The sequence below is a fragment of the Mesorhizobium sp. M0830 genome, from assembly GCF_040319965.1.
In the GTDB taxonomy this organism is placed as follows: Bacteria; Pseudomonadota; Alphaproteobacteria; order Rhizobiales; family Rhizobiaceae; genus Mesorhizobium.
Window position 1 is genome coordinate 44,317 of sequence record NZ_JAMYOR010000024.1, and the last position, 14,490, is coordinate 58,806.

The window sequence follows — 14,490 nt, forward strand, 5'->3', positions numbered from 1 at the left end:
GAGTAGCGAATAGCGAATAGGGAAACCGACTGCCAAGACCTGCTCGCTGCTCGCTATTCGCTACTCGCTCCTGTTCAAGGAGAACCCGATGGAAACCCAGATGCTGATCGGCTCGAAATTCGAGAAGGGCACCGAAACCGAGGAACCCATCCTCAATCCGAAGACCGGGGCGACCATCCTCAACCTGCCCGAGGCCAGCCAGGCACAGATCGAGGCGGCGGTACTGGCGGCCGAAAAGGCGTTCTTCCTGTGGTCGCGCACCACGCCGGCGCAGCGCTCCGGCTATTTGCTTAAGATCGCCGACCGCATCGAGGCCGACGCCAAGGAGTTCGCCACGCTCGAGGCGCTCAATTGCGGCAAGCCGATCAATGCCGTGCTCAATGACGAAATCCCGGCGATCGTCGACTGCTACCGCTTCTTTGCCGGCGCCCTGCGCTCGATGCCGGGCGTCGTCGCCGGCGAATACATTCCCGGCCACACCTCAATGGTCCGCCGCGACGCAATCGGCATCGTCGCTTCCATCGCGCCGTGGAACTACCCGCTGATGATGATGGCCTGGAAGCTGGCGCCGGCGATCGCCGGCGGCAACACCGTCGTCTTCAAGCCGTCCGAGCAGACGCCGCTGACGGCCCTGAAACTGGCGAAGATCCTTGCCGAGATCCTGCCGGAAGGCGTGGTCAATGTCGTGCTCGGCCGCGGCGACAGCGTCGGCAACACGCTGATCAACCATCCCAAGGTCAACATGATCTCGATCACCGGCGACGTCGCCACCGGCAAGAAGGTGCTGCAGGCGGCCGCCAAGTCGGTCAAGCGCACCCATCTCGAACTCGGCGGCAAGGCGCCGGTCATCGTCTTCGACGATGCCGACCTCCGCTCGGTGGTCAACGGCCTGCGCGCCTTCGGTTACTACAATGCCGGCCAGGACTGCACCGCCGCCTGCCGCATCTATGCCGGCAAGAAGATCTACGACAAGCTTGTCGCCGATCTGTCCTCAGCCGTCTCGACCATCAAGTACAATCGCCCAGACGACACCGAAAACGAGATCGGGCCGCTGATCTCGCGCCGCCAGCGCGACCGTGTATCGAGCTTCGTCGAGCGTGCCTCGGAACTGAAGCACATCGAGATCACCACCGGTGGCAAACCGGGCGAGGGCTCCGGATTCTATTACCAGCCGACCGTCGTTGCCGGCGCCCTGCAGGAAGACGAGATCGTGCGTCGCGAAGTGTTCGGGCCGGTCGTCTCGATCACCCGTTTCACCGAAGTCGACGAGGCGGTAAACTGGGCCAATGACAGCGACTATGGCCTTGCATCCTCGGTGTGGACCAAGGACGTGTCGCGCGCCATGGCGACTGCCGCGCGCCTCCAGTATGGTTGCACCTGGATCAACACCCATTTCATGCTGACCAACGAGATGCCGCATGGCGGACTGAAACAGTCCGGCTACGGCAAGGACATGTCGCTCTACGCGCTCGAGGACTACACCGCCGTCCGGCACGTGATGGTTGCGCATAGCTAGCTAGCGCTTGGAAATGCAAGCACTCAGAAGGAGGAATGACCATGCATCGCCGCCAGTTTCTGTCATCCGCAGCCATCGCCGGAGCACTGTTGGCCACTGGGCCATCCTTTGCTGCCGACACCGCCCGATCGGTCGTCGAAGCCTATCTCGCCGCCTGGAATGCCCATGATTCGACCAAGGCCGCCAGCTATTTCGCCGACGACGTCATCTACTACGATGCCTCGGTCGGCACCCCAGTCAAAGGCAAGGAAGCCGCCAAGACCGGCGTCATCGACAACTTCCTCAAGGCCGTTCCTGATGCCGTCTGGACGATGAAGGGCGCGCCTGTGGTGGAGGGCGACCGCGTCTCCTTCGAATGGGAGTTTTCCGGCACCAACACAGGCGCTTGGGCCGATGGCACGGCCGCCACCGGCAAGAAATTTTCCTTCACCGGCGCTTCGATGTTCTCGATCAAGGACGGCAAGATAGCCACCCAGAGTGACTACTATGACGCGCTCGGCTTCTACAAGCAGCTTGGCCTGATGTAGAGGCACCGTTCATGGGGAGCAGGAAGAACGGCTCGAAGGACCGATATGAGGCAGGGCCAACCTTTAAAAGCTGGCCTCTGCCCCGATCTGTCTGCCGGCATCTTCTTCCCGTAAGCGGCGAGAAGAGAGCACTACTCCACGATGCGGTAGATATTCCACAGGCTGGTGCCTGACACGACGTAGGGCTCCATCTCCTTGCCCCATTTGGCGTGCGCGTCGATCTTGCTGATCTTGGCGAAGAACGCCTCCAATTGGGCCAGGCTCTCGACCTGGTGGTGCGACTCGACCGTCGCTTCCCGGGCGCCGATCGAGCCGGTCATGATCTTGAACTCGAGATCGGCGAGACCGACCTGCGACCCGATCTCGCGTTCCCATTTCTTCAACAGGTCGAGCACGGTCTGCTTGTGTCCGAACTTGGCGTCGATCTGCCATCTGGCGCTGAACATTGTCTTCTCCTCCGGGGTTGAGGCCGGGGCATGATCCCGAAAAGTGGAATCCGATCGGGATCAGGCACCAGCACTGAAACAGAGCCCATCCCGATTCAATCGGGATGGGCAGCTTCGCCGTTGACCTACTCGTCCCATGCCTGCACGACGGTCTGCCGTGCAATCAGCCCGTTCTTCAGCTCCAGCGTCGCGGCGCAGAACACCTTGGTGCCGTCTGGATAGGCGCAGGCCTGGGTGAAGGCAAGGCTGTCGCCCTCGGCGATGGTGGTGTCGACCTTATGGGTCATCGCACGGCTGCAGATGTCGTCCCAGAACGTGCTTATCGCCGCGCGCCCGCGAATTTCACGCGGCTTGCTCGGCGGGTTGTTGCGGTCGATCACCCGCACCAGCGCGTCGTCGGCATAGAAGCTCGACAGCATCCTGCCATCACGGCCTTCGATCGCCTTCTTGATCGACGCGCCATTCACTGTTTGGGTCTTGGTCAGCATTTCATCCTCCATTGGCCCGTCTTCCGACGGGCGGTTGATGGTCGAAGTGCTGCCCGGCGTTCATCGCCGGGCAGTGATTTCTTCACTGCGACTTCGCCTTGACGGCGGCGAACAGGTCGTCGGTCTGCTTCTTGAAGGTGGCGAGATCGACCTGGCTGCCGTTGAGTATCGTCGACCAGCGGCGCACGATCGCCGACATCGCGACCGCCTCCACGCGGTCCACCTCGGCCACGGCGCTTGTCGAACAGGATCAGCCGCGAGAACGCGGAAAGCCGCTTCAGACGCCTGGTATAACCTTCGTCTTCCCAGTGCAGGTCGAGATTGGAAATGAAGCCTGGCACGAAGACGAGAACGAACGATCCTTGGCCGGCCACCTGATAGGCGATCCGCACATCGCCGCTATGGGCGTATCGGGTCTCGATCGGCCTCACGAGGTTTTTCCGCCCGGCCTGACGATTTCTGGTCGTAAACCATAGCAGAGCAACGCCGATCGGGGCAGCCCAAACCTTAGCGATAAGGAATATACGCCGGCGTGGCTCGACGATTATTTTTGCGAGGCGGCGATGTCGGCCGGAGAAGCCTTGAGCCCGAGCCTGATGTCGGCCTCGGCTGGTGTGATCGGTCGCTTGATCCTGGCGGAGGCAGCAACCACCAACTCGTTGAAATCCGCGGTGCCGCCGTCCAGCATCTCGAAGAACTGCCGCCGCATTCTCGGCTCCCAGAACTTGTTGATGTGCTCTGCGACGCCGGCAATGCCTTCCTCGCGCGGCTTGGAATGGAAAAAATCGGCGATCTGGTTCGCCATGCGCACCAGCTTCTCGCTGGTGCTCATGATGTGTTCTTCGTCATGCGACATGCTTGGCAACTCCGCAAACCACCCGGTCGGGGTGGGTGAAAATATCAAAATCGTCGCCGCGAACCAGCGCCACCAGCGTCATGCCAGCCTCTTGCGCCGTGCGGATGGCCAATGCGGTCGGCGCCGAGACGGCGATGATGAAGGCCGAGCCGATAGAAGCCGCCTTCTGCACCATTTCGACCGAAACGCGCGACGTCACCACGACAGCACCGGATGCGCCGTCGATGCCGGCCTTGGCCAGCGCGCCAGCCAGCTTGTCCAGCGCATTGTGACGGCCGACATCTTCGCGCGCCATGACGATGCCCTTGCCGGGCACATAGAAGCCGGCGGCATGCACCGCTCCGGTCTCGCTGTGCAGAGGCTGCACTTTCGACAGAAGCTTGACCGAGGCGGCGATATCGTCGGCATCAAGTGTAAGTTTCGACGCACCAACCGCGTCGACCGAGCGCATTGCTTCTTCGATGGATTCGATGCCGCAGAGCCCGCAGCCAACCGGGCCGGCCAATCGCCTGCGCCGCGCCTCGAAACGCGTGTTGGCGGTGTCCTTCAACCGGATCTGGATGTCGATGCCGGCACCATGGTCCTCGACCTCGATCGCTTCGATCTCGTCGGGCTGCGCAATGATGCCTTCGGTTAGCGAGAAACCGAGCGCGAAGTCCTCGAAATCGGCTGGGCTCGCCATCATCACCGCATGCGTGGTGCCGGCGAAGGAGAACGCAACCGGCGTCTCTTCCGGCACCATGCGGTCGGCCGCGGCGGTGCCGCTGGCGCGGTGCGCGAGACGGGAAATCTGGCTGATTGGCTGGCGTTGGCGGGTCACGCAGCACGCCCCTCTGGCCTGCCGGAAAAGCCGTCCCCCACTCCGTCGCTGCTGCGCAGCGCCACCTCTCCCCCCTCCGGAGGGAGAGGAAGGGTGCCTCCCGGCAAAGGCTCGCGCCTTTCCTCTCCCCCGTCGATCGGGGGAGAGGTGTCGAGCGAAGCAAGACGGAGGGTGGGTGGACCAAACCGAGAGATTTAAACTATTGCTTTAGAAAACCACGACACAACTAAACCCCCCCATAAAACTTACCGATGCGACGGCTCTGCCTGGCTTGCTCGTCATAATCGCGCTGCCATTCCGACGGCCCGTTCGAGGCGCCGACCTGCACCGCCGTCACCTTGTATTCCGGGCAGTTGGTCGCCCAGTCGGAGAAGTCGGTGGTGATGACGTTGGCCTGCGTGTCCGGATGATGGAATGTCGTGTAGACGACGCCTGGCGACACCCGGTCCGTGATCAGCGCGCGCAGCGTCGTCTCGCCCGAGCGGCTGGTCAGCCGGACCCAGTCGCCGTCGCGCAGTCCGCGGTTCTCGGCGTCGTGCGGATGGATCTCCAGCCGGTCCTCGCCGTGCCACATGATGTTGTCGGTGCGCCTGGTCTGCGCTCCGACATTGTACTGCGAAAGGATGCGGCCGGTGGTAAGCAGCAGCGGGAAGCGCGGGCCGGTCCTCTCGTCCGTCGCCACATATTCGGTGCGGATGAACTTGCCCTTGCCGCGCACGAACCCGTCGATATGCATGATCGGGGTGCCGAGCGGCGCCTTCTCGTTGCAAGGCCATTGCACGGATCCGACACGGTCGAGCAGCTCGAAGGAGACGCCGGCGAAGCTCGGCGTTGTCATCGCGATCTCGTCCATGATCTCGGAAGGATGCTGATAGTTCCAGTCCAGCCCGATCGCGCGGGCAAGCTCCTGCGTCGCCTCCCAATCGGCATAGCGCGCCTTCGGCTCCAGAACCTTGCGCACCATGTTAATGCGGCGCTCCGCGTTGGTGAAGGTGCCGTCCTTCTCCAGGAAGGTCGAGCCGGGCAGGAAGACATGGGCGTAGTTCGCCGTCTCGTTGAGGAAGAGGTCGTGCACGACGACGCATTCCATCGCGGCAAGGCCAGCGGCGACATGCTTGGTGTCGGGGTCGGACTGAAGAATGTCCTCGCCCTGGATGTAGATACCCTTGAAGCTGCCGTCGACGGCGGCATCCAGCATGTTGGGGATGCGCAAGCCGGGCTCGTCGTCCAGCTTCACGCCCCACAAGGTCTCATAGATGTCGCGCACGGCTTCGCCGGAGATATGGCGATAGCCGGGCAGTTCGTGCGGGAAGGAGCCCATGTCGCACGAGCCCTGCACGTTGTTCTGGCCGCGCAGCGGATTCACGCCGACGCCTGGCCGGCCGATATTGCCGGTGGCCATGGCGAGGTTGGCGATCGCCATCACCGTGGTTGAGCCCTGGCTGTGTTCCGTCACCCCGAGGCCGTAGTAGATCGCGCCGTTGCCCCCGGTGGCGTAGAGACGGGCCGCGCCGCGGATCGCCTCTGGATCGACGCCGGACAGCTTACCGACGGTTTCGGGGCTGTTCTCCGGCAGGGCGACGAACGACGCCCAATCCTGGAACTCCGTCCAGTCGCAGCGTTCGCGGATGAAGGCTTCGTCGAAAAGACCTTCGGTGACGATGACATGCGCAAGCGCCGTCAGCACGGCGACATTGGTGCCGGGCTTCAGCGGCAGATGATAATCCGCTTCGACGTGTGCCGACTTGACCATCTCGGTGCGGCGCGGATCGAGCACGATCAGCCTGGCGCCCTGGCGCAGCCGCTTCTTCAGCCGCGAGGCGAACACCGGATGGGCCGAAGCGGGATTGGCACCGATGACGACGGCGACGTCAGTGTAATCGACGGAGTCGAAATCCTGCGTGCCGGCCGAGGTGCCATAGGTCTGGCCGAGCCCGTAGCCCGTCGGCGAATGGCAGACGCGCGCGCAGGTGTCGACATTGTTGTTGCGGAAGCCCTGCCGAACCATCTTCTGGACGAGGTAGGTTTCCTCGTTGGTGCAGCGCGACGAGGTGATGCCGCCGATCGCGGTGCGTCCGTACTGGTACTGGATGCGGCGAAATTCCTTGGCCGTGTGGGCGATCGCCTCTTCCCAGCTCACCTCGCGCCATGGATCGGTGATTTTTTCCCGGATCATCGGTGACAGGATGCGGTCCTTGTGGGTGGCGTAGCCATAAGCGAAACGGCCCTTCACACAGGAATGGCCGTGGTTCGCCTTGCCCTCCTTGTAGGGCATCATGCGAATGACCTCGTCTCCCTTCACTTCGGCCTTGAACGAGCAGCCGACGCCGCAATAAGCGCAGGTGGTGACGGCCGAGCGTTCCGGCAGGCCCTTGGCAAGCACCGTTTTCTCGCGCAGCGCATCGGTCGGACAAGCCTGCACGCAGGCTCCGCAGGAAACGCATTCCGAATCGATGAATGCCTCGTGCATTCCCGCCGAGACCCTGGATTCGAAACCACGGCCCTCGATGGTCAGCGCAAAAGTGCCCTGGACCTCCTCGCAAGCCCGCACGCAGCGCGAGCAGACGATGCATTGCGAGGCGTCATAGGTGAAATAGGGATTGGACTCATCGCGGGCGATGTAATCGACCGCCAGCGAGCCGTGGCCGGGCGCCACGCCACCTTCCGGCTTGACGTGGTTGCGGCCCTCGATGCCGTAGCGGTTCTCGGTCAGGCCGATCGACTTCGCCACCGCATCGAATTCGCTGGCGCCGGTTCCGGCCTTCTCGTTCCAGCCAGTCGGATGGTCGGAGACGTAGAGTTCCATGACACCGCGGCGAATGGCGTCGAGCCGCTCGGTCTGCGTACGCACCACCATGCCCTCGCCGACGGGTGTCGTGCAGGAGGCCGGCGTGCCGCCGCGCCCTTCGATCTCGACAAGGCAGATACGGCACGAACCGAAGGAGTCCAGCATGTCGGTGGCGCAAAGCTTCGGGATCTCGACCCCGCCTTCCATCGCGGCACGCATGATCGAGGTGCCTTCCGGGACGGTGATGCTGCGGCCGTCGACGTTCAGCGTGACCTGCTTCTGCGCCTTCGATTCCGGGGTTCCGTAGTCGATCTCTTCGACGAGGGACGGGAAGTCGGCCTTGATGTTCATCTGCCAGCTCCTATTCAGCAGCCACGCGCACGGGCGCGGGCTTGAAGTCGTCGGGGAAATGGGTGATCGAGCTCATGACAGGGTAGGGCGTGAAGCCGCCCAGCGCGCACAGCGAGCCGAATTTCATCGTGTTGCAGAGGTCGGTGACCAGAGCGAGGTTCTTCTCCGGTTCGATGCCCGCGGCAATTCTGTCGATGGTCTCGACGCCGCGCGTCGAGCCGATGCGGCAGGGCGTGCACTTGCCGCAACTTTCGATGGCGCAGAACTCCATCGCAAAGCGGGCCTGTTTCAACATGTCGGCGGTGTCGTCGAACACCACGATGCCGGCATGGCCGATCAGCCCGTCCTTGGCCGCGAAGGCTTCATAGTCGAATGGCGTGTCGAACAGCGCGCGCGGGAAATAGGCGCCGAGCGGTCCGCCGACCTGCACTGCCTTGACGGGACGCCCCGTGGCTGTGCCGCCGCCGATCTCGTCGACGATCTCGCCCAGCGTCATGCCGAAAGCGGCTTCGAACAGGCCAGCATGTTTGACGTTGCCGGCGATCTGGATCGGGATCGTGCCGCGCGAGCGGCCCATGCCGAAATCCTTGTAGAAGGCCGCACCCTTGTCCATGATGACAGGCACCGAAGCCAATGAGATGACGTTGTTGATCACCGTCGGCTTGCCGAACAGCCCCTTGTGAGCCGGCAGCGGTGGTTTTGCCCGGACCATGCCGCGCTTGCCTTCGAGCGAGTCCAGCAGTGCCGTCTCCTCGCCGCAGACATAGGCGCCTGCGCCAACCCGGATCTCCATGTCGAAAGCATAGGCCGAACCCAGCACGCTGGCGCCAAGAACACCGGCCTTGCGGGCGATCTCGACGGCCTTGTTCATCACCGCCACCGCATGCGGATATTCCGAGCGGACATAGACAAAGCCCTTGGTCGCGCCCGTGGCTATACCGGCGATCGTCATACCTTCGATCAGCACGAAGGGGTCACCCTCCATGATCATGCGGTCGGCGAAGGTGCCCGAGTCGCCTTCGTCGGCGTTGCAGACGATGTATTTGCGGTCGCCTGATGTATCGAGCACCGTTTTCCACTTGATGCCGGTCGGGAAGCCCGCGCCGCCGCGACCGCGCAGTCCGGATTCGGTCACCTCGGCGACAATGGCGGCCGGCGTCAGTCCCAACGCATTCGTCAGTCCATTCAACCCGCCATATTTCTTGTAGGATTCGAGCGACAGCGGATCCGTGACGCCGCAGCGTGCGAAAGTCAGTCGCGTCTGCTTGGCCAGGAAGGGGATTTTGTCCGGCGCGCCCAGCCAGCGTTTGTGATGGCCGCCGGTGAGGAAGCCGCTGTCGAACAGGCTTTTGACGTCAGACGGCTTGACCGGTCCATAAGCGACCCGGCCGTTGGCGGTCGCCACTTCGACCATCGGTTCGAGGAAGTAAGCCCCGCGCGAGCCGTTGCGCACGATTTTGGCTTCGATGCCGCGTTCGGCAAGCTCACTTGCGATCGCCTTCGCGACTTTTTCGGCACCCAGCGCCAGCGCGCCGGAGTCGCCGGGAATGTAGATACGCGGGATCATGAGCGCACCTCGGCAACGATTTCGTCGAGCTTTTCGTCATCGAGCCGCCCGATCACCTGGCCATCGAGCATTGCGGCGGGCGAACAGGCGCACAAGCCCAGGCAATAGACCGGCTCCAGCGTCACCGAACCGTCGCGGGCCGTCTCATGGAAGCCGATGCCAAGCAACTGTTTAAGTTTGGCGGCGATGGCGTCCGAACCCATCGACTGGCAGGATTCCGCCTGGCAGAGCTTCAGCACATGCCGGCCGGCGGGATGGCTGCGATAATCATGGTAGAAGGTGACGACGCCGTGCACCTCGGCCCTGGAGATATTCAGCGCCTCGGCGATGACCGGCAGCGCATCCTTGGGCACATAGCCGAACTCTTCCTGGATGCCGTGAAGGATCGGCAGCAGCGGGCCTTCGAGGCCCTTCAACTCATGGATGATCGCGGCTGTGCGCGATGTGATCTCGGTACTTGCAGGCTGCATCGTCAAGCAGCGCCCTCCCTGGTCGATAGCTTTTATCGCTAAGCCGTTACAAAATCAGAGGAAACCTGCTGAATCAATAAAGCTGTTTCGTTGATTGATAGAAAATTTCTATCAGTCCTCCATCCAGCATTGTTAGCCTAGCGGTGGGCGTGGAAATCGTCCGCCAGCGCCATCGCCTCGTCCAACAGCGCCGAGACCAGCGGCGTGTGCGGTTCGCGCGGCGCCGCCACCAAGCCGACCGTGTGGCTGGCGTCCGGTTCGACGATCGGAATGGCCCGGATCGGTTCGGAAAAGCCGAATGTTTCAGTGAGGTTGAGTGGCATGATCGACGACCATTTGCCGGTCCGGATATGCGAAAACAGCACGATCATCGAGTTGGATTCCAGCGTCGGCCGTACCTGCACGCCGGCTTCGGCCAGATGCTGGTCGATGATGCGGCGGTTCTGCATGTCCGGCGTCAACAGGCACAGCGGCAGGCTTGAGAGCTCCGCCCATGTCACTTTGTCGCGGTCGGAATAGGGATTTCCCATCGCGGTGATCAGTTGATAGCGCTCGTCATAGAGCGGCACGCTGGTCACCCGCCCCAGCGGCTCGTTGTCGAGATAGGTGATGCCGGCATCGATGTCGAAATTGCCCAGCAGCGACAGCACCTCAATCGAGGTCCGCGACAGCACCGAGAAGGTGACGCCCGGATGCTTTGCCCGAAACGGCGTCGTCAGCCGCGCCACCATGGCCAGAGCCGTCGGGATGGCGGCGATGCGGATGCGGCCCGAAAGACCGTAGCGCGCAGCGCGCATCTCCTCGCGCATGGTACGAGTGTCGCCGACGATGCGGCGCGCCCACACCAGGACCTGTTTTCCCTCCGGCGTCAGCCCCTGGAAGCGCGAGCCGCGCAAAACCAGCATCACCCCGAGCTGGCCCTCCAGCTGCTTGATGCCGGCCGACAGCGTCGGCTGGGTCACGCCGCACAATTCCGCCGCCCGGCCGAAATGCTCCTCCCTGGCCAGCGCAATGAAGAATTCCAGCTTGTCGATCATGCGATCCTTCCGGTCGTTCGACGCAAGGTCGGGGAAATTGCATTTTATCGCAAGCGCCATGCGCAATTGGCCTGCATCCACATCTTTAAGCCGGCTAGCTGTTCCCCCCGGCGGAATGCGGCGCTATGAGGATGAAACTGGGAGATCGACCATGCTGGGCTGGTTCCGCAAGCTTTTGCCGCGCGAAGATCGCTTCTTCGAACTGTTCGAACGACATTCCCGCACGGTGGTCGGCGGCGCCGAGGCGCTGGAGCAGCTTCTCCAGGGCAAGGACATCGAGCGCTGGGGCCAGAAAATCATCGATCTCGAAGACGAAGCCGACCATATCACCGCGGAAGTGCTGCTGGCGGTGCGGCGCTCCTTCATCACGCCTTTCGATCGCGGCGACATCAAGGACCTGATCCAATCGATGGATGATGCCATCGACATGATGCACAAGACGGTCAAGACGGTGAGGCTGTTCGAAAAGAAGGAATTCGATCCGCTGATGCAGGAAATGGGCGGCGTCATCGTCGCCGCCGCCAAGTTGGTGGCCGAGGCGATTCCGCTGCTCAGCAAGGTTGGTGCGCACACCGTGCGCCTCAATGCCATCGCCGAAGAGGTCATGCGCGTCGAAAGCCGGGCCGATGATCTGCACGAGCAGGGTTTGAAGGATCTCTTCAGGAAGCATGGCAGCAGCGACCCGATGGCCTACCTGATTGGCTCAGAGATCTATGGCCAGCTGGAAAAGGTGGTCGATCGCTTCGAGGACGTCGCCAACGAGATCAGCGGCATCGTCATCGAGAATGTTTAGGTGATGGAAGCCACCATTGCCTTTCCCGTGCTGGTCGGCCTCGTCGTCGTCGCGCTGTTCTTCGATTTTCTCAACGGCCTGCACGACGCGGCCAACTCCATCGCCACCATCGTGTCCACCCGGGTGCTGAGGCCGCAATATGCGGTGTTGTGGGCAGCCTTCTTCAATTTCATTGCCTTCATGTTCTTCGGCCTCCACGTCGCCGAGACAGTGGGAAAGGGTATCGTCGACGTCAGCGTCGTCACGCCGGCGGTGATTTTCGCCGCCCTTGTCGGCGCCATCGTCTGGAACATCGTAACCTGGATGGTCGGCATTCCGTCTAGCAGCTCGCATGCTTTGATCGGCGGTCTTGTCGGTGCCGGGGTGGCAAAGGCCGGGCTCGGCGCCATCGTCTGGACGGGACTCGGCAAGACTGTCGCTGCTATCGTCGTGTCGCCGGCGACCGGTTTTGTCTTGGCACTCGTCCTGATCCTGACCGTTTCCTGGCTCTTCCTGCGCCAGTCGCCGTTTGCGGTCGACAGCACCTTCCGCGTCCTGCAGTTCTTTTCCGCCTCGCTCTATTCGCTCGGGCATGGCGGCAACGACGCCCAGAAAACCATGGGCATCATCGCCGTGCTGCTCTATTCGCAAGGCATGCTCGGCGCGACTTTCTATGTGCCGCTGTGGGTCGTACTCACCTGTCAGTCGGCGCTGGCCCTCGGCACCCTGTTCGGCGGCTGGCGTATCGTTCACACCATGGGCTCGAAGATCACCCGGCTGAATCCGATGCAGGGTTTTTGCGCCGAGACCGGTGGCGCCATCACCCTGTTTGCCGCCACCTGGCTCGGAGTTCCCGTTTCGACCACGCACACCATCACCGGCGCCATCATAGGCGTTGGCGCCGCTCGCCGGGTCTCGGCGGTGCGCTGGGGCATTGCCAGCAGCATCGTCATTGCCTGGATCGTCACCTTGCCGGCGACCGCTATGATCTCGGCGCTCACCTACCTCGCTGTCGGCCTGGCGAGGTGACGCGAAGACATCTACCTGTCCACAAGGTTCAGGATGTTGCCGTCTGGGTCCTTGAACCAGGCGACCTTCATGCCGGAGCCGACATGGACGTCGCCCTCCAGTGTCAAGCCCGGCATATCATAGTGCTCGAAGCTGACGCCCTTCGACTTCAGCGCCTTGACGACATTGCCGATCTCGTCGCCCACGGTCCACGTCACCGCTGTTGCCTTGTTGGTTCCGGCATATTGGGAATGATAGACATTGATGGCTGTGTCGCCGCTTTTATATACGATCAGTTCACCGCCCTCATCGTGCACCTGCTTCAGGCCAAGCGTTCCCTCATAGAAGGCCTTGGCTTTCGCGAGATCCTTTACCGCGAGATTGGCCGTTGCGTTGAAGTTTGCGAGCATGGTGATCTCCTTCCCTGGTTGTCGTGCTCACCAGGTCATGCAGATAGGTCGCACCGACAGATTGGCGACCGTCAACGTGCTGGAGTGATCGGTCACCTTGGCTGCCGTTTTCCGCGGATGCGTTCGATCAGGCAATCGGACGGGCCTCGTCGTTTTTCCGGGCACGCCGAGGCAGCTGTTGCTCCACGGCTTGGTTCTGTCCGGAAACTGCATTATCTGAAGCCCTGAACGTCCAAGGAAAAAATCATGTCCGCCGTCCAGCAGAACGTCACCAAGGAAATCGTCACCGAGCGTCTGAAGACGGTCAACGGGCCGGATTTCACCGGCAACATCGTCGACCTCGGCATGGTTTCGGAGATTTTCATCGCCGACGGGAAGGTCTTCTTTTCGATTACCGTTCCCGCCGCCCGCGCCCAGGAGATGGAGCCGCTGCGTGCCGCCGCCGAACGGGTCGTCAAGGCGATCCCCGGTGTCGCCGGCGCCGTCGTCGCCCTGACGGCCGAAAAGAAGGGCGGCGGCATGGAGGCTCCGGTCCCGTCGCGCCCCGCACCCAGGCCGGCTCCACCCGCTGCTGCCGCGCCGCGTGCTGCTCCGCACGCGCCGGCCTCGCACAGCTCCGGCAAACGCGGCGTGCCCGGCATAGAGGCAATCATTGCCGTTGCTTCCGGCAAGGGCGGCGTCGGCAAGTCGACCACCGCCGTCAACATCGCGCTCGGCCTCGCCGCCAACGGCCTGCGCGTCGGCGTGCTCGACGCCGACATCTACGGCCCATCCATGCCGCGGCTGCTCAATATTCATGGCCGGCCGCAGACCGTCGATGGCAAGATCTTGAAACCGATGGAGAATTACGGCCTGAAGGTGATGTCGATGGGCTTCCTCGTCGATGAGGAAACGCCGATGATCTGGCGCGGCCCGATGGTGATGTCGGCACTGACGCAGATGCTGCGCGAGGTCGAATGGGGCCGGCTCGACGTGCTCGTCGTCGACATGCCGCCCGGCACCGGCGACGCGCAGCTGACCATGGCCCAGCAGGTGCCGCTGGCCGGCGCCGTCATCGTCTCGACGCCGCAGGATCTGGCCCTGATCGACGCACGAAAAGGCCTCAACATGTTCAAGAAGGTCGATGTGCCGCTGCTCGGCATCGTCGAAAACATGAGTTATTTCGTCGCGCCGGACACCGGCAAACGCTACGACATCTTCGGCCATGGCGGCGCCCGTCGCGAGGCCGAGCGTCTCGGCGTCACCTTCCTCGGCGAAGTGCCGCTCGAGATGGGCATCCGCGAAAGCTCGGATGCCGGCGCGCCGGTTGTCGTCTCGAAGCCCGACGGCGCCGAGGCGAAAGTCTACCGCGACATCGCTTCGAAGGTTTGGGACCGGGTCAACGAAGAGCGTGGTGCCGCTGCTGCGGCGGTGCCGAGCATCGTGTTCGAGTAG

General features: G+C 62.7%; 15 protein-coding genes. 5 read left to right on the plus strand and 10 right to left on the minus strand.

The features are described from left to right. The first annotated feature begins 88 nt into the window (after positions 1-88). Positions 89-1,516 carry a gamma-aminobutyraldehyde dehydrogenase gene (locus NKI20_RS16385; RefSeq protein ID WP_352831965.1) on the plus strand — a complete coding sequence of 476 codons (1,428 nt, stop codon included), beginning with the start codon at positions 89-91 and terminating at the stop codon, positions 1,514-1,516. A gap of 35 nt (positions 1,517-1,551) precedes the next feature. Further along, positions 1,552-2,043 carry an ester cyclase gene (locus NKI20_RS16390; RefSeq protein WP_352831967.1) on the plus strand — a complete coding sequence of 164 codons (492 nt, stop codon included), beginning with the start codon at positions 1,552-1,554 and terminating at the stop codon, positions 2,041-2,043. Positions 2,044-2,174: 131 nt separating this feature from the next. Here the strand turns inward: NKI20_RS16390 and NKI20_RS16395 are convergent, their stop codons facing one another. The 9 genes from NKI20_RS16395 to NKI20_RS16435 all read right to left on the minus strand — a co-directional run bounded on the left by NKI20_RS16395 (position 2,175) and on the right by NKI20_RS16435 (position 10,866). After that, positions 2,175-2,489, minus strand: coding sequence for a hypothetical protein (locus NKI20_RS16395; RefSeq protein ID WP_352604013.1), 315 nt, complete (start codon positions 2,487-2,489; stop codon positions 2,175-2,177). A gap of 125 nt (positions 2,490-2,614) precedes the next feature. Then, on the minus strand, positions 2,615-2,977 hold the full coding sequence (locus NKI20_RS16400) for a nuclear transport factor 2 family protein (protein ID WP_352604015.1): 363 nt from the start codon (positions 2,975-2,977) through the stop codon (positions 2,615-2,617). An 82-nt stretch (positions 2,978-3,059) separates the two neighbouring features. Further along, the gene (locus NKI20_RS16405) at positions 3,060-3,209 is read right to left on the minus strand and encodes a hypothetical protein (protein WP_352831970.1); all 150 of its coding nucleotides are present in this window, start codon (positions 3,207-3,209) and stop codon (positions 3,060-3,062) included. Positions 3,210-3,521: 312 nt separating this feature from the next. Further along, positions 3,522-3,833 carry a formate dehydrogenase subunit delta gene (locus tag NKI20_RS16410; RefSeq protein WP_023758224.1) on the minus strand — a complete coding sequence of 104 codons (312 nt, stop codon included), beginning with the start codon at positions 3,831-3,833 and terminating at the stop codon, positions 3,522-3,524. Then, positions 3,823-4,653, minus strand: coding sequence for a formate dehydrogenase accessory sulfurtransferase FdhD (gene fdhD / locus NKI20_RS16415; protein ID WP_352604021.1), 831 nt, complete (start codon positions 4,651-4,653; stop codon positions 3,823-3,825). Before fdhD ends, NKI20_RS16410 begins: the two co-directional genes overlap by 11 nt. A 226-nt stretch (positions 4,654-4,879) precedes the next feature. Beyond that, positions 4,880-7,792: a formate dehydrogenase subunit alpha gene (gene fdhF / locus NKI20_RS16420; protein ID WP_352831972.1), complete on the minus strand. Its 2,913-nt coding sequence runs from the start codon at positions 7,790-7,792 to the stop codon at positions 4,880-4,882. Between the two features lie 10 nt (positions 7,793-7,802). After that, positions 7,803-9,359, minus strand: coding sequence for a formate dehydrogenase beta subunit (locus NKI20_RS16425; protein WP_352831974.1), 1,557 nt, complete (start codon positions 9,357-9,359; stop codon positions 7,803-7,805). Beyond that, positions 9,356-9,829 (minus strand): formate dehydrogenase subunit gamma, encoded by a 474-nt coding sequence (locus NKI20_RS16430; RefSeq protein ID WP_502898127.1) that lies wholly within the window; start codon positions 9,827-9,829, stop codon positions 9,356-9,358. The genes NKI20_RS16425 and NKI20_RS16430 overlap by 4 nt, the downstream gene beginning before the upstream one ends. A gap of 137 nt (positions 9,830-9,966) precedes the next feature. Continuing rightward, positions 9,967-10,866 (minus strand): LysR family transcriptional regulator, encoded by a 900-nt coding sequence (locus NKI20_RS16435; protein ID WP_023758219.1) that lies wholly within the window; start codon positions 10,864-10,866, stop codon positions 9,967-9,969. 151 nt (positions 10,867-11,017) lie between these two features. On the opposite strand from NKI20_RS16435, the gene NKI20_RS16440 reads away from it, so the two are divergent. Together NKI20_RS16440 and NKI20_RS16445 are read left to right on the plus strand one after the other, a co-directional pair. After that, positions 11,018-11,659: a DUF47 domain-containing protein gene (locus tag NKI20_RS16440; protein WP_352733630.1), complete on the plus strand. Its 642-nt coding sequence runs from the start codon at positions 11,018-11,020 to the stop codon at positions 11,657-11,659. 3 nt (positions 11,660-11,662) lie between these two features. Further along, complete coding sequence (locus NKI20_RS16445; RefSeq protein ID WP_352831977.1) at positions 11,663-12,667, plus strand: inorganic phosphate transporter; 1,005 nt, start codon at positions 11,663-11,665, stop codon at positions 12,665-12,667. Positions 12,668-12,678: 11 nt separating this feature from the next. On the opposite strand, the gene NKI20_RS16450 is transcribed toward NKI20_RS16445, so the two are convergent. Further along, positions 12,679-13,056 carry a VOC family protein gene (locus tag NKI20_RS16450; RefSeq protein WP_352733624.1) on the minus strand — a complete coding sequence of 126 codons (378 nt, stop codon included), beginning with the start codon at positions 13,054-13,056 and terminating at the stop codon, positions 12,679-12,681. Positions 13,057-13,302: 246 nt separating this feature from the next. On the opposite strand from NKI20_RS16450, the gene NKI20_RS16455 reads away from it, so the two are divergent. Next, positions 13,303-14,490 (plus strand): Mrp/NBP35 family ATP-binding protein, encoded by a 1,188-nt coding sequence (locus tag NKI20_RS16455; protein WP_352604033.1) that lies wholly within the window; start codon positions 13,303-13,305, stop codon positions 14,488-14,490.